This is a genomic window from Rhodococcus sp. IEGM 1305 (genome assembly GCF_030058635.1).
Classification (GTDB): domain Bacteria; phylum Actinomycetota; class Actinomycetes; order Mycobacteriales; family Mycobacteriaceae; genus Rhodococcus_F; species Rhodococcus_F opacus_D.
This window is the reverse complement of sequence record NZ_JASHKX010000003.1, coordinates 425,100-450,289: the sequence shown is the minus strand read 5'-3', so window position 1 is coordinate 450,289 and position 25,190 is coordinate 425,100. Positions and strand designations below refer to the sequence as shown.

Genomic DNA, 25,190 nt, shown 5'->3' with positions numbered 1-25,190 from the left:
TGGCGGCGGTGACGGCGGGGTGGTGTGTGCGGCTGTGTCATCGGCCAACATCCAGGCGAGGGTGTTCTCGGCCGATGTTGCACGCCATCGACATCCGGGTTCGCCGCGAGGATCGCGGCGACCCACCGACGAGTGTGCAAATACCCCGAGGGGTCGCACGTGGACGACCATGCCCCGCGTTGATCCGGGACGCCCGGACCCGGTCAAACCCACGACCCAGGCCATGCGGATCTCGACCCTATGGACGCCCCGGGCACGAAAACAGGTATGCCTATCGGCCGTTCTGCCGTCGTCGGATGGTCATCTCGCGAGGAGTGTGGGAGTCGCACAACCCCCGAACTCTACAAGTCGAGGCCCCCGATGCACGATCAGCTCCACCGCGATCAGCTCCCCCGCTCCCCTCTCGTCGCACGCGACGTCTTCACCATCCGCTGCTGCGATCAGTGCCACACCATGCTCGCCGCCGACGCGTCCACGTGCTCGTTGTGCCGCAGCACCGAACCGGGCAAGAATCCCGCGTCGGGAACGACACGATCATGTCGTGGACCGTCATCGAGCTGTCGCCCAGTCGGACGGTCACCGACTTCGCCCCCTTTCACGGGCGCGATCGCCGCGCTCGTCGCGCTCGGACCGTCGGGCATACGCCCGGGTCGACGACTCCCTCGCACCGGGTGCCCGGGAGCAAGGTCCGCGTCCTCTGTGACCGGGTGATTGCGGGCGAGCTGTATCCGCTGTTGGTGCGGTTCCAGGTCGTCGCCAATCCCACCACCGATCCGTGTGGACTGCCGCCGACCGCGCCGTTCTTCCGAACCAGCCTGTGCCCCGACGGCCTTGTCGACGGCCGAGCGTGAAGCCAACAGCGACCGGCAGCCAGAGTCCCGCTGCTTGCGGACCCCGACAGTCAGCCGTGAAGAAAAACATCGAGCCGAGCGCAACTCGGCCGCCAAGAAGAGCGGCTTACAGATAGCCCCTCGTTGCCGCGAGGAAGAGAGAACACAATTGAGAAGGCTTTACGGGTATGTTGCGTGTCTCGCAGTCACCCTCGGCGCATTCCTTGTCAACGCGCCGGCGGCATCAGCCACCGGTGTCGTGTCCAACGGCATCGCATGGACCGACGACCTGAACCCGGTGCCGCACCCGCCCGGCATCATCGAGTTCTGCACGATGGGCGTCGTCGGTACCGACTTGCTCGGCAACAAGATCGGCATCTCCGCCGCCCACTGTGTCGACGGCACACCCGACGGTGCACCCGTCTACCGCTATGCGCCGACCGGACCACGGGAACACATCGGCAACATCGCGTACCGCAGTCCCGGCGGCGGGACCGGCGTCGACTGGGTGGTCATCTACCTCAACGCTGACGCGGTACTCACATCGAATGGTCCCAGTTCCCGAGTCGACGGAATCGGCTCCCCCAACCCGGCGGGTCCCCATTGCAAGGACGGGGCCGGTACCGGCGTCCATTGCGGGTCGATCGCCTCACAGAACACGACACGCTTCTACAGCAACGCCCAATCAGGCGGAGGCGACTCCGGTGGACCCGTACTTCAGAACAACACCGAGATCGTGGGCATGGTCCGCGGATTCGACACAGCGCTGTTCGCGTTCGAGTACATCAAGTTCGCTGCCGTCCTCGACGGCATCAACGCCCAACCCAACCCCGTCGGGAAAGGATTCGTCGTCACCAACAACTGATATGGACGCAGAATTGCCAAGAGGACAGCAGGAGGTGGACGTCCAGGATCGTCAGCGGGCTACCAGATCTGCTGCACAATCAGCCACAGCCACTCCCGGACAGGGTGGGGAAACGGACTGTAGTACAACCACCAATTGTCCATTGGGCATCCTTCCGCGTGGGCGCCCCCGACGGTCCGTCGATCATACGTCCGACATCCCGACAACGACGATGTCGAAGATGCACACGCCCTCGAGCTCGACTGGCAGGAGTTCGTGCCGCTGTTCAGTCCCGTCTGCACAGCAGGTCCGGACTGTACGTTCGTGCCTCAGGTCGAATGGCAATCGACATCCGCGTTTCCGTGTCGGTTTCCGGCTGTCGCGTCGGTAGTTCGCCTGACCTCGATGACCAGTCGACAGCCGAAACCCCACATGGCCAGCCGTTACTTTCCTTCGCGCAGGGTGGCCAGTGCTTCTCTGCGTGTGACACCGGTGTTCTACGACGCTGGCTACGAGCGGCCATCCGCTGGCCTGGGCCAGAGCTTGGGAGGCGTACGGGGACCACCGAAGATGGTGGTTGCAATAGTGCCGACGGGCCAGACCGGGCAGCCTGCCTTCATCGGCAATTGCCCGGGGTTGGCGGACGCACGACCGCGCTCATAGCGACGGGATCACCACGCAGGTCAGCCCGCGACTGAGTAACCGTGCGCCATTAAACCGAACATGCTCAGCGGTACTGGAGCGAATTGAGCGCACTCAGCATATGCACACGCCATGTTGCCCACCGCCGCCGCACTTGCGCACGCCGCGAGCGTCGCCGATTCGTGGGTACTGACGATATGGGCGTTTCTCATGGCAGGCCACGGCGCGCGCGTGTGGCGCCGGGCAGCGGCACCGTATCCGTCACAGCTATGCGAGATAGGTTGGCGCTTATAGGAACCCAACTAAACAGAGCAAGCCGGATTCAACCGCGGGGTGCCCGTGACGACGTCCATTCCCACAGATAGAGGGCTCTGCAAATCGGTCCCGTGAGGGTACTGGAGGTGCCATCCTCGCAGCTGGGTAGCCTGAATCCTGGCGTTGAACATACAGCCACCGATCCCGGATCCACCCACCCGGGTGTTCGCACCCGCTACCGTTTCCGGATATGGGGACGACCTTCCACGGACCGAGTCCGTGGCCGCACATACCCGCGCCGTCCGCACGCGCGGGCCCCGCTGTGCCGCGATCGCGCACCTCGGCCAGGACGCACCCACCCTGCTGCCGCTTCGGGCCGGGGACGTCCTCATCGTCGACGCCTCTCGCGCCGCGGTGCGCGCACACCTGACCTCCCCGGCCGCGCTCGCGTACTACGTCGACGCCGGAGTACGGGTGCTGTCGTCACCGAACCTGCACGCCGATGTCATCGCCACCGACCGGCACCAACAAGCGAGCAGAGCACCAGCACAGAACGTCTCACCGCAGGACTGGGATGCCGCGCAGCTGATGGTCCGGGGCCCCGAGAACGACGCCCGAGCTGCAGCTCGACGCCACTCGAGCTCGTGCCGATGAAGTCCGGAAACTCGCGCGGGCCTTCCTCTCGCGGTCCTACCCTGGTACGCGAGAGACGGAAGGCGGAGGAGTGATGCTGCTGCAGAACCGCACCACGATCGTCCACGGAGGCAGTGGCGCCATCGGCTCCGCGGTCGCGCGGGCGTACGCGCGGGAAGGCGCAGAGGTGCACCTCACCGGACGCACGCGCGCCACGCTCGAGGATGTCGCCCACCGCATCAGGGACGAGGGCGGGATTGCGCACGTCACGGTTCTCGATGCGGTGGACCGGGACGCGGTTGAACGGCATGCCGCGGCGGTGGCGGACCAGAGCGGCGGCATCGACGTCTGCTTCAACGCCACCTTCAACGACGACATCCAAGGCACGCCGCTCGTCGACATGCGGGTCGGCGACGTCATGCAGCCAGTCGCCAAGGCGGTCACGACGAGCTTCACCGTGGCCACGGCCGCTGCACGCCACATGGTGGGACGCGGCACCGGCGTCATCCTCGTCATGGCCGGCGGACGGGAGGCTATCCCGAACCTCGGTGGCTCCCACGTCGCGTGGGCCGCACTCGCCGGACTGTGCCGACAGCTGGCCGCCGAGCTCGGGCCGCAGGGTGTCCGTGTCGCCTGGCTACTGTCGCCGGGCTCCCCGAAACCGGACGAGCCCGTCCCGGACGCCACCCATCTGCTGCTGCCACGGCGCCCGAGCCACGCCGATGTCGCGAACGCGGCCGTCTTCGCCGCGTCCGACTGGGCCACGACGATGACCGCGGCCGAGATCAACCTCACCGGCGGCGCTGTCGTCGACTGACCCGGGCCTGGAGGCGGGACGAACGCCCTCCTCCTTCCGGGTTCGGTGGCAACCGAACCGTGAGTACCGACAGCGCCAGGTCTCCGGAACAGGCGCGGGACCGCATCGCGATCGGTGACCGGCACCCCATCGTTGATGGAGCCGCGACCGAGGCTCGTTGGCATGCGCAAAACCGAATTGTTCAGATCGGTAACCCGTTGCTTGAGAAACTTAATCATACAAACCCATCGATGTGTGTATGTTGTTAAACGCTCGGGTCTCTACCTGCCCAGAGGCTGCAGCCCACTCATGTCGCACGAGACGAGGTATCCCACATGACCGACCTGCACCCCAGAAAGATGGATTTCGCGTTCGACGAACAGGACGTCCCGTTCCTCTGGAACCCCGACAACCCGGCCTGGTCGAACATGTCGAATGCGATCTCGTTCCTGGCCGTCGGCTTCGAGAAGATGATCGTCAAGGCGATCATGCAGGCAAAACCACGGATGACCGACCCCGAGGTCGCAGAAGAGGCCATGGCGTTCATGCGTCAGGAGGGTCACCACTCGACCGCGCATCGCCAGCACGTCAAAGCCCTGATCAAGCGATACCCGGGGCTCCAGAACACCCTGGACGCCGTGATCGGCGAGTACGACCTCCTCACCGAGGCGACGACCCTGAACTACCGACTCGCCTACACCGCGGATCTGGAGGCAACCTTCACGCCGGTGTTCAAACTGATGCTCGACAACGACGCGACCCTCTTCCGACCGGGAGACGACCGCGTCGCGTCCCTGTTCATCTGGCATTTCGTCGAAGAGGTCGAACACCGGAGTTCCGCGATGATCATCTTCAATTCCCTTGTCGGGGAAGAGCTGTACCGGATGCGGATGGCGCCGTCGATCTTCGCACATGTGATGAAGGTGATGCGGATCGCCTGCGCCGGCTTCAATCAGCACGTGCCGATCAGGGAGCGGAAGGTCGATTCGATGTCGATGTTCGCCACGCACCGCACGAAGCAGAAACTGCTCACGTCGTTCGCGCCCTACCTGAGCAAAGGCGTCATGCCGCGTGCGTTCGACGACCTCCCGCGCGGTGAACAGCTCACCGCACTGGCCGGCATCGTCCGTAGTCAGATGCCGAAACACGACCCCACCCACGAAAAGCTGCCCGCGCTCGCCGACGAGTGGTTCGCCCGATACGACGCAGGCTACGACTGCACCCGGTGGTACACCGCGGACTCACGCGAACGCCGGACCGATCCCGTCCCGGCGGTGGTCAACTGATGGCCGACCTCTGCTCACCCACCTTCGACCAACTCTCGGCAGCGCTCGGCTTCTCGTGCGCCGAGGCCGGCGGACTCGTCGAGGTCCGTAGCCCGTCGGCGCTGGAGAACTGGACCCTGCCGGTTCTCGAGCTCACCATCGTGGTCGGGTCGGTGCTCGCGCTCGTATTCGCGATCCTGCGCTGGCGCCGCAACGGCGATCCGACCAACCTGGTGCTCTGGTTCGGCGCCACGGCGTACCTGTTCGTCATCGAGCCACCGCTGTACTTTCCGGCGGCCTTCGGGATCGAAGAGCACGTGGACACGATGTTCGCGCACAACGTGTTCACCGTGGACTTCCTGTGGGGCCGGCTACCGCTGTACATCATCGCGATTTATCCGCTGATGGCCACGCTTGCCTTCGAGCTCGTCCGGATGCTCGGCGTCTTCCGGAAGTACGGGGTACTCGTCGGCGCGGTCTGTGTGGGCTTCGTGCACCACGCGTTCTACGAGATCTTCGACCAGCTCGGACCGCAGCTGAGGTGGTGGGAATGGTCGACCACCAACCCGGTCAACCAGCCCATGTTCGACTCGGTCCCACTGCCGAGCGTGGTGGTGTTCGCGGCCCTGTGGCCCATGTCGCTGGCCCTGTGCGTTCAGTTCTTCGTGGGCCGCTACGCCGACCGGGGCCGGGACTTCACCGGACTCGAACTGGTGTGGCGCACGATCGTGATCGGTCTCCTGGCGTCGGCGGGCACGTTCATCCTCCCGATCCCGGCGACGGTCCTCGGAATGGAGAGCACCACGGTCCGGGGAATTCTCTACGCGGCCGAACTGATCGTCATCGTGCTCGTCGCGATTCCGATCCTGGTCCGGCAGTGGTCACGGCTTCGACGGGGGACGTCGGACGTTCCCGCCTACTCGAACGATTTCGTCCGTGTCTACAGTGTGGTGTACCTCGGTGTGGTGGGCATTCTGTGGGTGACCGCGTTGCCCAGCTACTTCGGCGCCGTCGACGGCGTCACGAGCAACGGCGATCCCATCGGAAATCTCTGGTACACCATCGCCTGCTTCGCGATTGCGATTCTGTGCGTCGCCGCCACCTTCACGGTGCCGCGGGGGGCCGCTGACGGACGCGGCCCGGTCTCCGGTGAGGGTGCGGTGCCGAACGCGGTCCGATAGGCGCGACGACGGGAGCGACTGCTTGGCCGGTGCGACCCCAGCCCGTGATCCGCGGTGATGCGCGCAGATCACGGGCTGGGATGCGCGAACTACAAGGCGCCGAGCGCTTCACAGGCCTTTCGCACGCCTTCGCCGTAGGCGGGGTCTGCTTGGGTGCAGTTGGCGATGTGGCGCTCGATGACGGCAGCCGACGCTCCGGTGATGGCACGGGCGGTGTTCTCGAACAGCACCGTCTGCTGTTCGGCAGTCATGCTGCGGAAGAGGTTGCCGGGCTGTTCGAAGTAGTTGTCGTCGTCTGCTCGGTAGTCGAACCGGTCGGCGACCACGCCGACTTCGAGTGGCGGTTCGGCGTAGCTCCGCTGGTCGGCGAAGCGGCCGTGTGAGTTGGGTTCGATGCTCGGGACGCTGCCCTGGTTGCCGTCGACCCGCATGACGCCGTCACGGTGGAACGAATTGACGTGGGTTGCCCCTCTGGGACTGTTGACCGGGATCTGGTGGTGGTTGACGCCGAGCCGGTAGCGGGCGGCGTCGCCGTAGGAGAACAGCCGGCCTTGCAGCATGCGGTCCGGTGAGAACCCGATGCCGGGGACGATGTTCGCCGGGGAGAAGGCCGCCTGCTCGACGTCGGCGTGGTAATTCTCCGGGTTGCGGTCGAGTTCGAGTTCCCCGACCTCGATGAGCGGATAGTCCTTCTTGGACCACACCTTGGTGAGGTCGAAGGGATGATAGCGGTAGGTCTGGGCGTCGGCTTCCGGCATGATCTGCACGAAAAGGGTCCACTTCGGGTAATTGCCCTCCTCGATTGCATTGAAGAGATCGCGCTGCGCCGACTCGCGATCGCCGGCGACGACGACGGCAGCCTCTTCGTCGGTGAGGTTCTTGATGCCCTGCTGAGTGCGGAAGTGGAACTTCACCCAGGAGCGTTCCCCGGCGTCGTTGACGAACGAGAAGGTGTGTGACCCGAAACCGTGCATGTGCCGGTAGCCGTCGGGGATGCCGCGGTCGGACATCACGATGGTGATCTGGTGCAGCGCCTCCGGGAGATTGGTCCAGAAGTCCCAGTTGTTCTCCGCCGAGCGCAGGTTCGTCTTCGGATCGCGCTTGACCGCGTGGTTGAGGTCGGGGAACTTGAGGGGGTCACGGAAGAAGAAGACGGGGGTGTTGTTGCCGACGACATCCCAGTTGCCTTGCTCGGTGTAGAAGCGGACGGCGAATCCGCGGATGTCGCGTTCGGCGTCGGCGGCGCCGCGCTCGCCGGCGACCGTGGAGAAACGCAGGAATACCTCGGTCTGCTTGCCGATCTCCGAGAATACGGCGGCGTTGGTGTGTGCGGTGATGTCGTGGGTGACGCGGAAGGTGCCGAACGCGGCCGAACCTTTGGCGTGCATGCGGCGTTCGGGGATGACTTCGCGGTCGAAGTGCGCGAGTTTCTCGAGAAGCCAGACGTCTTGCAGGAGCATCGGACCGCGTGCGCCGGCGGTGAGGCTGTTCTGGTTGTCGGGTACCGGCGCACCGGCGACTGTGGTGAGTCCGTTCGGGTTGGTCATCGATTTCTCCTGTCTGACACCCGAGTCTGGGCGGGTGAATGTGGTTCGGCGAGAGCATCCCTCGAGGGAGAGCGCAGCGATGTCTCAATCTGACATTCCCGCGGTACGGTCGGTCAGAGCACGATGCCGAATTCGCGGATCTTGCGGTAGATCGTCGCTCGGGACATGCCGATGGCGGTGGCGGCGGCCGTCTTGTCGCCGGCATGAAGCGCGAGCGCGTCCACGATCGCGTCCCTCTCGAGCGCCTGCATCCTGGTCAACGTTCGGCGTGTGGTGGAACGGCATGCGGGAGGCAGGGTGTCGATTTCGACGACACCGGCCCGTTGCCGCCGGCAAGTGTCCTCGAGAACCTTCTTCAGCTGGGTGACGTTTCCGCGCCACGCCAGACGCGCGAGCTGATTCGAGGCGGCTGGAGCCAGGGTGAGGCCGGTGGCCCCCAGGGTGTCGAGGAGGCTGCGCACAAGATCCGGAATGTCGTCCAGGTGGTGCCGTAGGGGTGGCACCGTGACCGACTTGGGGAACATGCGCAGCAGTGGAGTGGTGTCGGTCGAGTCCTGGGGATACCGGGTGAGCACCACCCACGGTCTGCGAGGTGGCTCCTGCGCCTCGGGGCCCTGCAGTAGGTCCGCGAGCGCGGCGAGATGAGCGTCGTTCAGGGCGTGTGCGTGCAGTATTGCCAGGTCGGATCCGCTGTCGAGTTCGTCGGAGGCCTCGGTGAGGAGATCGTCGCCGAGTGCGGTGGCGTCGAGTACGGCGAGTCCGCGGTCCGGTACGAGTTGGTGCGCCGCTCGGATCAGGGCGGTCTTGCCGACGCCGGGTTCTCCGTCGAGGACGAGCCAGTCCTGTCGTCGGCAGGCGTCGACGACCGCCTGGACCGTGTGCCGCCAGAGCGGGCTGGCACCGGCGATCGCGGGCGGGGTGGGAACATTCACCTTCGGAGTGGAAAGACGCTGCGAAGCAACCTGTTTCGTGATCCGAACAACACCTCCGGCCAGCCGGCTACCGGTGAATGCCGGCTCGTAACTCAGGCGTGCGACCGTTCCGCTGGGCAGGTCGGTGAGGATCGTGACCGGTGCCGTTTCGCCGCCGATGTCTCGGGTGCGTTCGAGGATCGCCATCTGGTCTGGTGAGTCGAATTGTTGCCGGGTCAGCGAGTTCATCATCACGACCTCGTCACCGACAGCGACGACGGGTCGGCTGGAGCGCCGGCATGCGGACCGGTACGCACTGAAGATCGCCCGGTCCAGTTCGGTTGCGTCGTCGAGCATGCGCTCGCGAAGGCGGGCTGCGGCAAGTGTGGCGAAGGACAGCAGCAGGGTGTTGGAATTCTGCGCGGCGGTGGTCAGGTCCACGACACCGAGAATCGCTCCGGTCATGGGGTGCGTCACCGGCGCTCCCGCGCAGGAGAAGGACCGCAGCGGACCACTGAAGTGCTGGTCTCCGTCCACGAGGAGAGGTCGGCCGACCTCGAGCGCGGTACCGATTCCATTGGTGCCGACCTGGGTCTCCGCGTAGCGAAAGCCCGGGGCGAGGTCGACTCGGTCGAGTGCGGTGAACAAGGCGCTGTCGCCACCGGTGCGGGAGAGGACGATGCCGTTCGCATCGGTGAGAATCAGTGATACCGGCTCGTTTTCGATGGCGGTGGTCACGTCGGGCAGCACGGATCGGGCGGCGCGCTCGAGCACCGTATCGGCGGCCGCGCGCTCGACGTACGCGGCGGCGGGCCGGTCGTCGTCGCCCAACGCCTGCCGAGATCGCGACCAGGACACCCGGAGCCAATTACTCAGACGAAGGTAGTCCGATGCCGCAGGCGAACTCGAGGCCGGAGCCCCCTCGGAGTCCGAGTCCGAGTCCGAGTTCGACTTCGGCGTCGTGCGGTGGTGTGACGTGCTGGTGGGCTGTGGGGTCACTCGCTCGGGTCTCCTGGGTCGACTGATCGAGGGCTGCATGGGTCTGCCGCGGCGCGGGGCAAGTGTAGGCAGCCACCACCCACCCAAAGGTGACCTGCGTCTCACACTGAGACGGATGAGAGCTGGGTCACGGGGTTCAATCAACTTCCACAACGTCCCCCCACAGCCGGCACCCGGCCGGCTCACGATCCAGGAGGCGCACATTGAGTAGGCAAAGCCTGACAAAGGCCCACGCGAAAATCACCGAACTGTCATGGGATCCGACATTCGCAACCCCGGCCACCCGGTTCGGCACCGACTACACCTTCGAGAAGGCTCCGAAGAAGGATCCTCTCAAACAGATCATGCGGTCCTACTTCCCGATGGAGGAAGAGAAGGACAACCGCGTGTACGGCGCCATGGACGGTGCCATCCGCGGCAACATGTTCCGGCAGGTGCAGCAGCGGTGGCTCGAGTGGCAGAAGCTGTTCCTGTCGATCATTCCGTTCCCGGAGATCTCGGCAGCCCGAGCGATGCCGATGGCCATCGACGCCGTCCCCAACCCGGAAATCCACAACGGGCTGGCGGTGCAGATGATCGACGAGGTTCGTCACTCGACGATCCAGATGAACCTCAAGAAGCTGTACATGAACAACTACATCGATCCCGCCGGTTTCGACATGACCGAGAAGGCGTTCGCGAACAACTACGCGGGCACCATCGGCAGGCAGTTCGGTGAAGGGTTCATCACCGGCGACGCGATCACCGCGGCGAACATCTACCTGACCGTGGTCGCCGAGACGGCGTTCACCAACACCCTGTTCGTAGCCATGCCCGACGAGGCGGCCGCCAACGGTGACTACCTGTTGCCGACGGTCTTCCACTCGGTGCAGTCGGACGAGTCGCGGCACATCTCCAACGGCTACTCGATCCTGCTGATGGCACTCGCCGACGAGCGCAACCGTCCACTGCTCGAACGTGACCTGCGGTACGCGTGGTGGAACAACCACTGCGTCGTCGACGCCGCGATCGGCACCTTCATCGAGTACGGCACGAAGGACCGCCGCAAGGACCGGGAAAGCTACGCCGAGATGTGGCGGCGGTGGATCTACGACGACTACTACCGCAGCTACCTCATCCCGCTCGAGAAGTACGGACTGACGATCCCGCACGACCTGGTGGAGGAGGCGTGGAAGCGGATCACCGACAAAGGCTACGTCCACGAGGTGGCCCGGTTCTTCGCCACCGGATGGCCGGTGAACTACTGGCGAATCGACGCGATGACCGACAAGGACTTCGAGTGGTTCGAGCACAAGTACCCGGGCTGGTACTCGAAGTACGGAAAGTGGTGGGAGGAGTACAACCGGCTCGCCTACCCCGGCCGCAACAAACCGATCGCGTTCGAGGAGGTCGGATACCAGTACCCGCACCGCTGCTGGACCTGCATGGTTCCCGCCCTCATCCGTGAGGACATGGTCGTGGAGAAGGTCGACGACCAGTGGCGGACCTACTGCTCGGAAACCTGCTACTGGACCGACGCCGTCGCGTTCCGCAGCGAGTACCAGGGCCGACCGACCCCGAACATGGGCCGGCTCACCGGATTCCGGGAGTGGGAAACCCTGCATCACGGCAAGGACCTCGCCGACATCGTCTCCGATCTCGGCTACGTCCGCGACGACGGCAAGACCCTGGTCGGCCAGCCGCACCTCGATCTGGACGATCCGAAGAAGATGTGGACTCTCGACGACGTGCGGGGCAACACCTTCCAGAGCCCGAACGTGCTCTTGAACGAGATGTCCGACGCCGAACGCAACGCGCACATCGCCGCGTACCGCGCCGGCGGCACAGTTCCGGCCTGATCCCAGGCTCGGTGGGTGGCGCCGCGGCCACTCCGGCGCCACCCACCGCTTCACCATTCATTTTCACGAGTCCAGGAGAGACCCCGTGGCCGACAAGCACCGTATCAACTTCGAGCCCGTCGACATCGAGATGGAAGTCGGCGAAGACGAGTACATCCTAGATGCCGCGTTCCGGCAAGGCATCCACCTGATGCACGGCTGCCGCGAGGGACGCTGCTCGGCCTGCAAATCCTTTGTCCTCGACGGCGATATCCAGATGGAGGACTACTCGACGTTTGCGTGCAACGACGCCGAGGTCGACGAGGGACACGTCCTGCTCTGCCGCTCGACTGCGTACAGCGACTGCACCATCGAGCTGCTCAATTTCGACGAGGACGAACTTCTCGGCGGTGTCCCCATCCAGGATGTGCGCACTCGGGTGACCGGGATCGAGCCGATGACCAAGGACATCGTGTCGCTCCGGCTGGCTCCGGTCGAACCGGCGGGATACGAATTCAAACCCGGTCAGTACTCCGACCTGCACATCCCGGGCACCGAGCAGCATCGGTCCTTCTCCATGGCGACGACCCGATCGACGCCGGGGCATGTCGAGTTCCTCATCAAGAAATACCCCGGTGGCAAGTTCGCCGGGCTGCTCGAGGACGGGATCTCGGTGGGCGACGAGATCGCCCTGACCGGACCGTACGGGTCGTTCACCATCAAGGAAGGCCATGTCCTTCCGATGGTCTTCATCGGCGGCGGCGCGGGGATGGCTCCGCTTCTTTCGTTGCTGCGGCACATGAGCGAGACGGGCAACACCCGGCAGGTGCACTTCTACTACGGTGCCCGCACCCCACAGGACCTGTTCTACGTCGACGAGATCCTCGAACTCGGACGAGGATTGACGGGTTTCACGTTCGTGGCCTGCCTCTCGGAATCGATGGACCCGCCGCCGGTGGGTGCGATCGCCGTCGAGGACGGCAACGTCACCGATGTCGTCGGCCGCCGCGAACCGGACATCGGCCGGACCGAGGTGTACCTGTGCGGGCCGCCGCCGATGGTCGACGCCGCCCTGGAACTGCTCGAGGCGAACGACACCCCGAAAGACCAGATCTTCTACGACAAGTTCACCAGCCCCGCCTTCGAGTAGACGTCCTGGGAAACCACCTTCCTGCTTCACCGACAGAACTGAGAAACGAGATGACCGCAACCGCCGAGTCCAACCAACGCAGCTTCCCGAAGATCGAGTTCACCGACTCCGAAGCCGGTGCGCTGGAGTTCCCCAGCTCCCGCAGCCGCACCTTCACCTACTACACGCCGGCCAAGAAGAGGTCGACGATGTACGAGGACGTGACCGTCGACGTGCAGCCCGATCCCGACCGCCACCTCTCCCAGGGCTGGATCTACGGCTTCGGTGACGGTCCCGGCGGCTATCCGCAGGAGTGGACGGCCGCGAAGTCGTCGAATTGGCACGCCTTCCTCGATCCGAACGAGGAATGGGACCAGACCATCTACCGCAACAACTCCAAGGTGGTCCACCAGGTGGAGTTGTGCCTGTCCAACGCCAAGCGTGCCCGGGTCTACGACGGCTGGAACACGCCGTGGCTGACGTTCGTCTCCCGCAACCTGGGGGCGTGGATGCACGCCGAGAACGGGTTGGCGCTGCACGTGTTCACCTCCATCCAGCGGTCCTGCCCGACGAACATGATCAACACCGCCGTCGCGGTGAACGCCGCCCACAAGATGCGCTTCGCCCAAGACCTGGCCCTGTTCAACCTGGATCTGTCCGAGGCCACCGAGAACTTCGACGGCACCGCCCACCAGGAGGTCTGGCAGTCCGCGCCCGAGTGGCAGCCCACCCGCGAGGTCGTCGAGCGGCTCACCGCGGTTCCCGACTGGTGTGAGCTGCTGTTCGGCTCGAACATCGTCTTCGAGCAGCTGGTCGGCACCCTGTTCCGCAGCGAACTGGTCATGCAGATCGCCGCCGGGAACGGTGACTACATCACGCCCACCATCGTGGGCACCGGCGAACACGACTACGACCGCGACCTCGCCTACACCCGCAACCTGTTCCGATTGCTCACCCGAGACCCCGAGCACGGGGAGGCGAACAAGGAGCTGTTCGGCACCTGGCTCGCCATCTGGGTGCCACGGTGCCTCGACGCCGCCCGGGCGCTGCAGCCGATCTGGTCACAGCCGGCCGACAAGGCGATCACCTTCGCCACCAGTTTCGACGCCGCCACCGACAAGTTCCGTTCCCTGCTCGAGGACCTCGGGCTCGACATCCCCAAGGAGTTGGACCAGTGAGCATGCAATTCGGATCGTCCACCGAGTTCTCCAACATGTGTGGCGTCACCTTGATGAACACCCCCATCGGCCGTGTCGTCGCGGAGGTGATGGGCGCCAAGGACGGTGTCGAGCTGACCGAGTACCCGTCGATGATCCGCGTCGACGGCCAGCGCCTGCTCGACTTCGACTACGAGGAACTCACCGACGCCCTGGGTCAGGAATTCGACGGGTCCATCTTCGAGGAGATCAGCTCCACCCACTACGGGCGCATGGTCCACCTCGACGAGAAGACCCTGCTGTTCGCCAGCCCGGAGGACGCCGCCGAGTACATCGGATTCGACCTCACAGCGCAGTAGATCGCAGCCGTCCGGGGCCACACAGGGGGCCCCGGACACCCCCAGCCCACCCGAAAACCAGGATCAAGCGAGGACCCGATGTATCAGAAGGACGGTCAGAAATATTTCATCGTGGACGGCCACGTACACGTCTGGGACGCCCGCGAGTCGAACCAGAAGAATGTGCACGGCAAGCAGTTCATCGACTGCTTCTACGACTATCACAAGAACCTCAGCCCCGAAGAGGTCGTGTGGGACTACGACACCTACACGTACTACGGCAGCGAACGCTTCGAGCGTGACATCTTCGTGGAGGGATACGTCGACCACGCGATCTTCCAGGCCACCTTGCTCAGCGACTTCTACCACAACGGATTCGGGCGAACCGACGAAGCACTCGCCCTGGTCGCCAAGCACCCCGGCAAACTGACCTACAACCACGCCTACGATCCCCGTCACGAGGAGGCCGGGCTCGAACAGCTCCGCAAGGACGCCGACCGGATGAACCTGCAGGGCGTCAAGCTCTACACCGCCGAATGGCACGGCGACTCCCGCGGCTACAAACTCGACGATCCGTGGTCGCGGCGTTACCTCGAAGAGTGCATCGAGTTGGGGATCAAGAACATTCACGTCCACAAGGGCCCGACGATCCGTCCCCTCGACCGCGACGCGTTCGACGTCTCCGACATCGACAAGGTCGCCACCGACTACCTGGACCTGCGGTTCGTCGTCGAGCACGTGGGCCTGCCACGCCTCGAGGACTTCTGCTGGATCGCCACCCAGGAGTCGAACGTGTACGGCGGCCTGGCGGTTGCCCTTCCGTTCATCCACACCCGGCCCCGCTACTTCGCCCAGATCATCGGCGAGTTGCTCTACTGGATCGGCGAGGACAAGATCCTGTTCGGCAGCGACTATGCGCTGTGGACCCCGAAGTGGCTGATCGAGAAGTTCGTCGACTTCCAGATCCCCGAGGACATGCAGGGCGAGTACGCCCCGATCACCGTCGAGCAGAAGCAGAAGATCCTCGGCCTCAACGCGGCAGCGCTGTACGACATCGACGTTCCCGCGAACCTGCGACTGGCCGAGCAGGCCGGGCAAGAAGGTGTGGAGGTCGCTGCCGGGGCGCGGGAAACCGTGTCGTCATGACCGCGGCCGTCGTCTGCACCGAACAGGACGTCCTGATCGCCCTGTCGACGGTCGCCGACCCGGAACTGGACGAGCCGATCACCGATCTCGGCTTCGTCCGGTCGGTCACTCTCGATGACGACGGGGTCACCGTGCACCTGCGGCTGCCCACCGCGTTCTGCTCGCCGAACTTTGCCTACCTCATGGCCTCCGACGCCCTCGACGCCCTGCGTCTGGTCGAGGACATCGGCGAGGTGCGGGTGCTGCTCGACGACCATCACGACAGCGACAAGATCAACGCCGGTCTCGCGGCGGACGCCGGATACGTCGGGACGTTCGGCTCCGAGGCGGAGGAGAGTCTGCACGAGTTGCGCCGAACGTTCCGGTCCAAGGCGCACGCCGCGGCGATGGAGCGGTGTGTCGAGGCGCACCTGAAGACCACCGATGTGGGTGTGAACGAGATCTACCGGCTCACCCTCAGCGACCTCGCTCCCGGGAAGGCCAAGGCCGCGCTGCTGCGTCGCAGGATCGGCATCGGGTTGAGCATCTGCCCGGCCAGCCGGGTGTTCGTCGACGACGACGGCAAGCGCATTGCCCCGGAATCGGTGCCGATGCGGCTGCGCTTCGCCAAGTCGGTGCGCATTTCGATGGAAGGCAACGCGCATTTCTGCCGCGGCCTGCTCGCCACCCGTTACGCCGACAGCGAATCCGTCGGCGCCACACCGCGAATCACCAATCTCAGAACCAGGAGCCCGCGATGAAGGCCGTGCAAGTGGTGGGATACCACACCAAACTGCAGCTCACCGACATTCCCGAACCCACGATCGACGGCCCGCTCGATGTCATCGTGCGCATCGGCGGCGCGGGTGTGTGCCGCACCGATCTGCACATCCTCGAAGGGCAGTGGGAGGCGAAGTCCGGTGTCGCGCTGCCGTACACGATCGGCCACGAGAACGCCGGCTGGGTCCACGCCGTGGGCGACGCCGTCACCAATGTCGCGGTCGGCGACAAGGTGATTCTGCACCCGCTCATCACGTGCGGACTGTGCCGGGCGTGCCGATTCGGAGACGACGTCCACTGCCAGAACAGCACATTCCCCGGCATCGACGTCAACGGCGGGTACGCCGAATATCTGCGCACCACCGCCCGCAGCGTGGTCCGGATCGACGACTCGCTCGAACCGGCCGACGTCGCCGCCCTCGCCGACGCGGGCCTGACGGCGTACCACGCCGTTGCCAAGGCCGCGAAGACGACTCGGCCCGGAGACGTGTGCGTCGTGATCGGGGCCGGCGGACTCGGTCACATCGGCATTCAGGTCCTGAAGGCGATCTCCGGTGTCACCGTGGTCGTGCTCGACCGCAACCCCGCGGCCGTCGAACTCGCCGTGAAGATCGGCGCCGACCACGGCATCGTCGCCGACGGCACCCACATCCAGCAGGTGCTCGACCTGACCGGCGGTCACGGCGCCGAAGCCGTCGTCGACTTCGTCGGCGAGGGCGGCGCGACCGCAGAGGGGATCGCGATGCTGCGCCGCGCCGGGAACTACTACGTCGTCGGGTACGGCGAGAACATCGACGTCCCGACGATCGATGTGATCTCCACCGAGATCAACTTCATCGGAAATCTCGTCGGCTCCTACAACGACCTCCAGGAGCTCATGACCCTTGCCGCCCAGGGCAAGGTCACCCTGCACACCACCCGGTACCGGCTCGAGGACTTCCAGCAAGCACTCGACGATCTCGATGCCGGCCGGGTGCGCGGCCGCGCGATTCTCGTCCCGTAGCACGTCGCATCCTCCGCTCGAAGCACGAAAGGACATCAGCCATGGCAAAAGAGCTGCGGTACAACACGGACGCCCGGGCGCGGCTCGAGCACGGCGTCAACGCCCTCGCCGACGCGGTCAAGGTGACCCTCGGCCCCAAGGGGCGCAACGCGGTGCTCGAAAAGCTCACCGGACCACCGACGATCACCAACGACGGCGTGACCATCGCCCGCGAGATACAGCTCCGCGAACCCTTCGCCAACATGGGTGCGCAGCTGGTCAAGGAAGTGGCGATGAAAACCAATGGTGTGGTCGGCGACGGCACCACCACGGCAACCGTGCTCGCCCAGGCGATGGTCCGCGAGGGGCTGCGGTCCGTCGACGCCGGGGCCAACCCCATGCGGGTGCGCCGCGGCATCGAACGGGCCGTGTCCGTGGTCGTCGACTCCCTCCACGAGCAGGCCTCCCAGATCGGCGGGCAAAGCGATCTGCAGCGGATCGCGACTCTCGCCGCCAGCGACGACGAGGTGATCGGGCACGCCATCTCGAAGGCCGTCGACTACGTCGGCAAGTCCGGGGTCGTCACCACCGAGGAGAGCGACACCCTCGGGCTGTCGGTCGACATCGTCGACGGCATCGAGTTCGATCACGGCTACATCTCCGGCTACATGGTCACCGACCCGGAGCGGATGGAAGCGGTGCATACCAATCCGCTGATCCTGCTGACCAACAAGAAGATCACCCAGGTTCAAGACATCATGCCGAGCATCGAGGTGGCCAAGCGCGCCGACCGGCCCCTGGTGGTGCTGGCCGAGGAGGTCGACGGGCCGGCCCTGCAACTTCTCGTCGGCGGCAACATGCACAAGACGATGCAGTCGGTGGTCGTCCGGGCCCCCGGTTTCGGACATCGCCGGGTCGCCGAGCTAGAAGACCTCGCGGTGGCACTGGGTGGGCACGTGATCGCCAAGGACACCGGCATCGAACTGTCCGAAATCAGTGTCGAGCATCTCGGTTCGTGTGATCGCATCACCGTGACCGAGAACGAGACCACGATCGTCGGCGGGCACGGGGACCAGCGCCTGCTCGACGCTCGCATCGCCCAGCTCGAATCCCAGCACGAGCGCGCAAAGATCGAGGCTGACCAGGAAAGCCTCGAACTGCGCATCGCCCGGCTCACCGGTCGGGTTGCCGTCATCCGCGTCGGCGGCGCGACCAGCGTCGAGCTCAAGGAGCGGATGTTGCGCGTCGAGGACGCCCTGGCCGCCACTCGCGCCGCGGTGGAGGCGGGGATCGTCTCCGGTGGTGGTACCGCGCTGGCGCAGTCGCATCGGGCGTTGGCCGATCTCGACCTGACCGGCGACGAGGCCATCGGGTGTGACGTCGTGCGCCGCGCTCTCGCCGAACCGCTGCGCTGGATCGCGATCAACGCCGGGTTCGACGGCGACGAGGTCGTCGAGGTGGTCGCAGGTTTACCGCTCGGGCACGGGTTCAACGCGCTCACCGGTGAATACGGGGACATGTTCGACGACGGGGTGATCGACCCGTTCAAGGTCACCCGCGCCGCACTCGAGAGCGCGGCCTCGATCGCGGCACTTCTGATCACCACGGAGACCGCTGTCGTGGAAGAGGTGCTGGGCAATCCCGGTGCCATCATGGCGCCCGGTTTCGGCGATCTCGCCGAAGGCATGGTCCGCCCGTCGAACATCTACTAGAGCAAAGCCGATGGGTCACCGCCTCGACGGTCCTGCGAGGCGGTGACCCACTCCCCCGTTCCGGCGGTGAGGAATTCGTCCGAAAGAAAGTGAGTCATCGTGATTTTCATCGTGGTGAAGTTCAAGGTCCTCGACAAGTACCGGAACGACTGGTTACTCGTCACCAAGGAGTTCACCGACGCGACCCGATCCGAGCCGGGCAATCTCTGGTTCGAATGGCATCGCAGCGCAGACGATCCCGCCGAGTTCGTGCTGATCGAGGCGTTCCGGGACGGGCAGGCCGGGTCCGACCACGTCGCTGCCGACCACTTCCGGAAGGGATTGGACGCGATGCGCCCGGCACTGAGCGAGACACCGCGCATCCTCCACACCGACCTACCCGGCACCGACTGGTCCCGCATGGGCGAACTGGAGATCAGCCGGTAACCCGGTGCGGCGCACAACCTGACGGAATACATCACTGTGGAAGGACAAGCATGACCGTGGTGACGACCGGCCCCGTCGCGGGTCTGCTCGCGGCACTGGGCGATGCCGTGGTGACCGACAGCGACACCATGATCGCCTACACCCGCGACCAGTCGATGCTCTCCCCCTCCGGGCATCCGATCGCGGTGGTCCGCGCCCGGACCACCGACCACGTCGTAACAACCCTGAAAACCGCCCACCGGTACGGCATTCCAGTCGTCACGAGAGGGGCGGGCACCGGACTCGCCGGCGGGGCCAACGCGATCGACGACTGCATCGTGCTCAGCACCGAAAAACTCGACCGCATCCTCACCATCGACGAACAGTCCCGCACCGCCACGGTCGAGCCGGGAGTGATCAACGGTGTCCTCGCTGCCGCGGCCGCGGAGCGCGGACTCTGGTACGTCCCCGACCCCGGCAGTCGCGCCGTCTCCACGATCGGGGGGAACCTCGCGACCAATGCCGGCGGAGCATGCTGCGCGAAATACGGGGTCACCGGCGACCACGTCGCCCGGATCAAGGCGGTGCTCGCCGACGGCCGGATCATCCACACCGGCGCCGCCACCCGCAAAAATGTCGCCGGATTGAACCTGACCCAACTGCTGGTCGGGTCCGAGGGCACCCTGGCCGTCATCGTCGAGGCGACCATGCGGCTGCGTCGACCACCGGCACGCACGGCCACCGTCGTCGCCGCCTTCGCCGAGCCCGTCCAGGCGGTCGACGCGGTGATGGCGATTCAGGCGGTGGCCGACCCGAGCCTGGTGGAACTCATGGACCGCACCACCATCTCGGCCGTCAACGACATGACCCGCATGGGTCTCGACCAGACGGCCGGCGCGCTGCTGTTGATCCAGTGCGACGGCGACGCAGCCCCGGCGGAAGCGCAGCGCAGCGCGGACGCGTGCCGTGCCGCCGCGGCCACCGAGCTGTACATGAGCACCGACCCCGCCGAAGGAGACGCCCTCATGCAGGCCCGCAGTGTGGCGCTGACCGCCCTCGAGCGCCGCGGCAGCACTCTGCTCGACGACCTGGCCGTGCCGGTGCCCCGGCTACCGCACATGCTCGACGCCATTACCCGCATCGCCGACCACTACCGCCTCCTCATCGGCACCTTCGGGCACGCCGCCGACGGCAACCTCCACCCCACGATCGTGTTCGACGCCGCAGATCCGGACGCCACCGAACGGGCCCACCAGGCCTTCGACGAGATGGTGGCGCGATGCTTGGCGCTGGGCGGATCCATCACGGGCGAGCACGGCGTCGGCGACCTCAAACGCCGCTACCTCGAACCCATGATCGGGTCGGTGGAGAGGTCCCTGATGGCGGAAGTCAAGGCAGCGTTCGACCCCACCGGAATTCTCAATCCGGGACGTGCGATATGACACCCACGAAACCACACGTCCGATCGAAGCGGGACGACGACCTCGTCCTGGAGTTAGGCAACCGGTGGGCAGTGTTCGGCGGCGGCAGCGCCGAAGACATCTTCGTCACGTTCGGGTGGACCGAGGCGCAGTACTTCGAGCGCCTGAAGGTCCTGGCCGGACGACGTTTCCCGCCCCTCGACGACACCCTCCGGCACCGTCTTCTCGCCGTGTGCACCGAGCGGCTACAGCGAACCGCTCATCCCCCTTCCTCTGCGTCGAAAGGCCACGTCGATGACAGCGAATCCCGGCTGACGCCGCGCTGATCCCGGTGCTCCGCCACCCCGTCTCATATTGAGACCCGTCTCACATCGAGACGACGTACCCTCAACTACGTGAGAGGTGGAGAATCGGGGCGTAAATACAGCATGACCAGCAAGGATCTACAGAAGGCGCGAGAGCTGTTCCTCGCCGACGACGGCCTCGACAGCTCCGTTCGCCAGCCCATCTCGTACTCGTGGCAGCGATCGAAGTCGCTCAAGGTGCGCCCCGACCAACTCGACCTCCCGTTCGTACGAGAGCCGAATCTGGACTGCCCTCTCGTCGCGGCAGCCGAACCCGTCCTGCGGCAACTCGCGGACGGACTGGTCGACGAACCGGTGAGCGTCATCCTGACCTCGGCTGACGGAGTGATCTTGACCAGGATCACCGCCAGCCGACGACTCAATCGCACACTCGACGACGTCCAACTGATACCCGGTTACAGCTACTCGGAAGAGTTCGCCGGCACCAACGGCATCGGCACCACTCTCGAAACCCGTCAGCCCACCCTGGTGACGGGCGCCGAGCACTACGCCGACTGCCTCGGGCAACTGGCGTGCGCCGGTGTCCCGATCACCCATCCGATGTCCGGCGCCCTCGTCGGCGCGCTCGATCTCACCGGCTGGGTAGAGGACGGTGGCCCGCTGTTGGCCACCCTCGCCAAATCCGCCACGGCTCAGATCGAAGGCCGACTCCTGGCGCAGGCCAGTGCGGACCAGACTGCGTTACTCAACGCCTATCTGAAGGTCTGTCGACGGTCACCCCAAACGGGGGTGTTGGCGCTCGGCGACGACGTCGTTCTCGTCAACCGAAAACTGCGCGTGGCACTGGATGCCCAGGATCAGGGTGCGTTGCTCGAACACGCCGTGGACCTGAGCGGCGCTCCGGCCACCCAACGACACATCGTCGCCCTGCCCAGCGGCCAGACGGCCCGGCTGTCCTCGGTCGAGGACTTCGGGCTGGGGGCCCGACGGCAGATGGCCTTGTTCTACGTACATCTGCTGGAGATCCCCACATCGGGATCCCCCGCTCTGGAGAGCATCCGCGTCTTGCCCGGAATCACCGGCACCAGCGCGTCCTGGCGCCGCAGTTGCCAGCAGATCGCTCGCTGCGCGCGCGAACAACAGTGGGTCACCGTCTCCGGCGAAGCCGGAAGCGGCCGCGCATCAGCTCTCAAAGCTGTTGCCATCGAACACATTCCCATCCGCACACGGATCTTCACGGTGGCCGAACTCGCGGGCGGCAGCGCCGCCCTGCCGGCACTCGAACAGGAACTCGGACAAGACCGATTCAGCGTCATCCTGCGCGACATCGACCTCCTCGGCGAGTCGCAGCTGCGGACTGTCGCCGACCTCGTTCAAGGACGCGAACACGCCGGATGGATCGGCGCGACCATCGGCGGAACCGATCACAACACCGACCTCGACACGCTGATCCTTCCCCACTTCAGCCATACCGTCACCATGCCCGCGCTGCGTCATCGCATCGACGATCTTCACAGCTTGGTACCACATTTGCTGCGACAGCTCGGGCGCGGCGCGGACTTGTCTCTCTCGCCTGCGGCGATGCGCCAACTCTGCAAGTACAGCTGGCCCGGCAACGTCACCGAGCTCCGGCAGGTTCTGCACGACGTGGTCCAGCGTCAGCGCTCCGGTGTCGTCGAGGTCGAGCAGCTACCCCCGATGTGCCGAGCCCTGAGCCGACACACACTCACACAGATCGAAGCCCTCGAACGCGACGCCATCGTGCGCAGCCTCGAGGAGAACCACGGCAACAAGAAGGCCGCCGCAACAGCTCTCGGCATCTCACGGGCCACCATCTACCGCAAGATCAAGGAATTCGGCATCGACATCTGACGGCGCCCGCACCACTTGGTGTCAGGAAATGAGACACGCATCACACCCTAGCCGGCGGATCATGAGGTCAGACAGAGAATCCCACGCGGATCAGCATCTCGTTGAGGGCCAGCTTCTTTCGAGTGCGGGGACGCGACCGGGACCGACGTGAGGACGACCCATGATTACGAACCCGCTTGGCGCGGAAACCCACTCGGTATCCCCCGGCAGCACCACCTCCCGGGTGTGGTTGGTCGCCGCGCTGGCGCACACGTGCGAACCCACCGACCGTCCCGCGGTTCGTGACGATCTGATGCGGACCTGGGTTCCGGAGCCGGGCAGCGGTTACCGCACCCAGGACGGCCGTCGCCGGGCAACCTGGGCGCAATTGCATTCCCGGTTCGATCTCGTCGAGGTGACCCCATGACTACCTCCTACGCGATCCGTCCCACACCGGCCCGCCACCGCTCGTCTGGGGTGAGAAGGTCCTGCGCGACCACGCTCCGTGATCAACTGGACAGGGAAGACGCCGCTGAGGATGCGCGGACCTTGGCCCCCGATGATCGGACGACGTGCCCGCTGCACCGACGGTGGATTCACCAATGCGTCGCGTCGCCGACACACGTCAACGCCGTCACGCGACACAGGTGGTGCCGCCAGTGCGCCGTGCCGCTCACCGTCACCGTCGACGAAATCGCGCGGAGCGTCACGATGGTGTGCCCGTCCTGCGGTGACGGCGGAAGCCCCGCCACGACGAGACTGGTGTCCGCGTGTTGCGCCAGCCTCGGCGAGGCGTCGAATCACACTTCGCGGACAGGTGCATAGTGCTCCACGAACGGGAAGGGATCGTAGAAGTGGTGCAGCAGGTCCTTCCACTGCTGGTACCGGCCCGATTGCCGAAAGCCTTCGGTGTGGTCTTCGAGTTCTTCCCACTCGACCAGCAGGAGATAGACATTCGGTCGCTCGAGGCCGCGTGACAATCGCAGCCGCAGGAATCCGGGCATCGACGAAATGATCGACTCGGCCTGCGCGAACGCAGATTCGAATTCCTCGACTCGTTCGGGTGCCACGGTCAGCAGTGCGTGTTCCAGGATCATCGGCACAGTATGCGACGTCGCACGGTCGTGGGTGCGAGCGACGTGATCGCCGCTCGAACGGGTGGCGCAAGTAGTGGCGATGCTCAGCCCTCACTACCCGGCTGCGGCGGGCTCGAGAACAGCTCGCGGTGTGCGGCGATGTATTGCTCGACCGACTGCGCGGGCTGCCCGGTCACGTCCTCGACGTCGGTGGTCAGCCGGTTGTAGCGATCGTCGCGGTGCAGTGTGGCAACGGTGAGGAGGTGTTGCACGGTGTGCGACGAGATGCCGGGAACGGCGCTCAACAACTCCACGAAGTCGTCGTGGGGCAAATCGGATCCCGCTACCGACTGTCCCAAGCCCCGGGTGTATTGATCGGCGAGGCCGTCGATGTCCAGGACGGCGGGGCCGGTCAGCTCGAAGACCTGCCCGATACGTCCTGCTGGATCCTGAAGTATGGCGGCGACGACGCGGGCGACGTCGGTGGCGGCGACGGGCGAGGTCCTGCCGGTACCGAACGGCAAGGCCAAGACGCCACGTTCGGCGACGGAACGGCTCGCCACGACGGTGAACAGCGGATTGTCCAGGAAGACCGTGGGTCTGACGTGGACGACGGGCAGACCGGACCAATTCATGATGCGCTCGGCGAGCCAGTGCAGCCGTTGGTGCCGGGACTCGTCGGTGCTGGTCGACGTCATCTGCGACACCGTCATCTGCGACATGTTCACCAACACCTCGAGATCGCCCCGCTCGTCGGCGATCGCGCACACAACAGCGGCGGCTTCCAGATAGTCCGCGGAAACACTCATGTTGAAGAACATCCGGGTCACGCCCGTCACGCCCGTCAGCGCCGCATCGACGTCGCCGGGGCGGGTCAGATCGCCGACGACGATGTCTGCTCCCAGCTTCCGTAGTGCGTCGGCGCGGCCGTCATCGCGATGAACCATCGCCCGCACGGGCTCGCCACTGCGGAGCAGCAGCTCGGCGACCATCCGGCTGATACTGCTGTAACCACCGCCCACACCGGTCACCAGGAACGGCGCCCGGTCACTCATGACCGAATCTCGCTGTTCGCGTCGCGTGCAGACGCCGCGACTGCCCTGACACTGGAATGCGCTCTGGAGCCATCGTGGACCTCCTGGTTTCACGCTCTACTGCGACGTTACGACAGGAGGGCCGCCGCCCGTGC

General features: G+C 65.4%; 22 protein-coding genes and 1 pseudogene. 19 read left to right on the top strand and 4 right to left on the bottom strand.

Annotation, left to right across the window (positions count from 1 at the left end; genetic code table 11):
* The first annotated feature begins 536 nt into the window (after positions 1-536).
* The 6 genes and pseudogenes from QM693_RS08745 to QM693_RS08720 all read left to right on the top strand — a co-directional run bounded on the left by QM693_RS08745 (position 537) and on the right by QM693_RS08720 (position 6,446).
* On the top strand, positions 537-851 hold the full coding sequence (locus QM693_RS08745) for a hypothetical protein (RefSeq protein ID WP_283352019.1): 315 nt from the start codon (positions 537-539) through the stop codon (positions 849-851).
* A 238-nt stretch (positions 852-1,089) separates the two neighbouring features.
* The gene (locus QM693_RS08740) at positions 1,090-1,695 is read left to right on the top strand and encodes a chymotrypsin family serine protease (RefSeq protein ID WP_283352018.1); all 606 of its coding nucleotides are present in this window, start codon (positions 1,090-1,092) and stop codon (positions 1,693-1,695) included.
* Between the two features lie 1,126 nt (positions 1,696-2,821).
* A pseudogene (locus QM693_RS08735) lies at positions 2,822-3,132 on the top strand (phosphatidylserine/phosphatidylglycerophosphate/cardiolipin synthase family protein); the annotation flags it as partial.
* Positions 3,133-3,298: 166 nt separating this feature from the next.
* Positions 3,299-4,021 carry an SDR family NAD(P)-dependent oxidoreductase gene (locus tag QM693_RS08730; protein WP_283352017.1) on the top strand — a complete coding sequence of 241 codons (723 nt, stop codon included), beginning with the start codon at positions 3,299-3,301 and terminating at the stop codon, positions 4,019-4,021.
* A gap of 314 nt (positions 4,022-4,335) precedes the next feature.
* The gene (locus QM693_RS08725) at positions 4,336-5,286 is read left to right on the top strand and encodes a metal-dependent hydrolase (protein ID WP_009472926.1); all 951 of its coding nucleotides are present in this window, start codon (positions 4,336-4,338) and stop codon (positions 5,284-5,286) included.
* Positions 5,286-6,446: a hypothetical protein gene (locus tag QM693_RS08720; protein ID WP_283352016.1), complete on the top strand. Its 1,161-nt coding sequence runs from the start codon at positions 5,286-5,288 to the stop codon at positions 6,444-6,446. Before QM693_RS08725 ends, QM693_RS08720 begins: the two co-directional genes overlap by 1 nt.
* A gap of 89 nt (positions 6,447-6,535) precedes the next feature.
* On the opposite strand, the gene QM693_RS08715 is transcribed toward QM693_RS08720, so the two are convergent.
* Positions 6,536-7,993 carry a catalase gene (locus QM693_RS08715; RefSeq protein ID WP_283352015.1) on the bottom strand — a complete coding sequence of 486 codons (1,458 nt, stop codon included), beginning with the start codon at positions 7,991-7,993 and terminating at the stop codon, positions 6,536-6,538.
* Positions 7,994-8,106: 113 nt separating this feature from the next.
* The gene (locus tag QM693_RS08710) at positions 8,107-9,762 is read right to left on the bottom strand and encodes a sigma-54-dependent Fis family transcriptional regulator (RefSeq protein ID WP_502942613.1); all 1,656 of its coding nucleotides are present in this window, start codon (positions 9,760-9,762) and stop codon (positions 8,107-8,109) included.
* 344 nt (positions 9,763-10,106) lie between these two features.
* Between QM693_RS08710 and QM693_RS08705 the strand changes: the two genes are divergently transcribed.
* The 13 genes from QM693_RS08705 to QM693_RS08645 all read left to right on the top strand — a co-directional run bounded on the left by QM693_RS08705 (position 10,107) and on the right by QM693_RS08645 (position 23,352).
* Positions 10,107-11,741 (top strand): ferritin family protein, encoded by a 1,635-nt coding sequence (locus QM693_RS08705; protein ID WP_283352014.1) that lies wholly within the window; start codon positions 10,107-10,109, stop codon positions 11,739-11,741.
* 85 nt (positions 11,742-11,826) lie between these two features.
* The gene (locus QM693_RS08700) at positions 11,827-12,870 is read left to right on the top strand and encodes a 2Fe-2S iron-sulfur cluster-binding protein (protein ID WP_283352013.1); all 1,044 of its coding nucleotides are present in this window, start codon (positions 11,827-11,829) and stop codon (positions 12,868-12,870) included.
* 50 nt (positions 12,871-12,920) lie between these two features.
* Positions 12,921-14,027 (top strand): aromatic/alkene monooxygenase hydroxylase subunit beta, encoded by a 1,107-nt coding sequence (locus tag QM693_RS08695; RefSeq protein ID WP_283352012.1) that lies wholly within the window; start codon positions 12,921-12,923, stop codon positions 14,025-14,027.
* Positions 14,024-14,365: a propane 2-monooxygenase effector subunit MimD gene (gene mimD, locus QM693_RS08690; RefSeq protein WP_005242368.1), complete on the top strand. Its 342-nt coding sequence runs from the start codon at positions 14,024-14,026 to the stop codon at positions 14,363-14,365. The genes QM693_RS08695 and mimD overlap by 4 nt, the downstream gene beginning before the upstream one ends.
* A 78-nt stretch (positions 14,366-14,443) precedes the next feature.
* Entirely contained in the window at positions 14,444-15,490 is a 1,047-nt protein-coding gene (locus QM693_RS08685; protein ID WP_283352011.1) for an amidohydrolase family protein, read from the top strand.
* Positions 15,487-16,230, top strand: a complete 744-nt coding sequence (locus tag QM693_RS08680) for an iron-sulfur cluster assembly protein (RefSeq protein ID WP_283352010.1) — start codon at positions 15,487-15,489, stop codon at positions 16,228-16,230. Before QM693_RS08685 ends, QM693_RS08680 begins: the two co-directional genes overlap by 4 nt.
* Positions 16,227-17,252, top strand: coding sequence for an NAD(P)-dependent alcohol dehydrogenase (locus QM693_RS08675; protein ID WP_280784343.1), 1,026 nt, complete (start codon positions 16,227-16,229; stop codon positions 17,250-17,252). The genes QM693_RS08680 and QM693_RS08675 overlap by 4 nt, the downstream gene beginning before the upstream one ends.
* A 41-nt stretch (positions 17,253-17,293) precedes the next feature.
* Positions 17,294-18,943, top strand: coding sequence for a chaperonin GroEL (gene groL, locus QM693_RS08670; protein ID WP_005242375.1), 1,650 nt, complete (start codon positions 17,294-17,296; stop codon positions 18,941-18,943).
* Positions 18,944-19,042: 99 nt separating this feature from the next.
* A complete protein-coding gene (locus QM693_RS08665) occupies positions 19,043-19,369 on the top strand; it encodes a putative quinol monooxygenase (RefSeq protein WP_283335406.1) in 327 nt (108 codons plus the stop codon).
* A 50-nt stretch (positions 19,370-19,419) separates the two neighbouring features.
* Positions 19,420-20,790, top strand: coding sequence for an FAD-binding oxidoreductase (locus tag QM693_RS08660; protein WP_283352009.1), 1,371 nt, complete (start codon positions 19,420-19,422; stop codon positions 20,788-20,790).
* On the top strand, positions 20,787-21,095 hold the full coding sequence (locus tag QM693_RS08655; protein WP_283352008.1) for a hypothetical protein: 309 nt from the start codon (positions 20,787-20,789) through the stop codon (positions 21,093-21,095). The genes QM693_RS08660 and QM693_RS08655 overlap by 4 nt, the downstream gene beginning before the upstream one ends.
* Before the next feature lie 102 nt (positions 21,096-21,197).
* A complete protein-coding gene (locus tag QM693_RS08650) occupies positions 21,198-22,946 on the top strand; it encodes a sigma-54-dependent Fis family transcriptional regulator (RefSeq protein ID WP_283352007.1) in 1,749 nt (582 codons plus the stop codon).
* A 160-nt stretch (positions 22,947-23,106) separates the two neighbouring features.
* On the top strand, positions 23,107-23,352 hold the full coding sequence (locus tag QM693_RS08645) for a hypothetical protein (RefSeq protein WP_283335400.1): 246 nt from the start codon (positions 23,107-23,109) through the stop codon (positions 23,350-23,352).
* A gap of 373 nt (positions 23,353-23,725) precedes the next feature.
* Here the strand turns inward: QM693_RS08645 and QM693_RS08640 are convergent, their stop codons facing one another.
* Together QM693_RS08640 and QM693_RS08635 are read right to left on the bottom strand one after the other, a co-directional pair.
* Entirely contained in the window at positions 23,726-24,022 is a 297-nt protein-coding gene (locus QM693_RS08640) for an antibiotic biosynthesis monooxygenase family protein (protein ID WP_283335398.1), read from the bottom strand.
* A gap of 83 nt (positions 24,023-24,105) precedes the next feature.
* Complete coding sequence (locus QM693_RS08635) at positions 24,106-25,056, bottom strand: NAD(P)H-binding protein (protein ID WP_283352006.1); 951 nt, start codon at positions 25,054-25,056, stop codon at positions 24,106-24,108.
* Between the last annotated feature and the right edge of the window lie 134 nt (positions 25,057-25,190).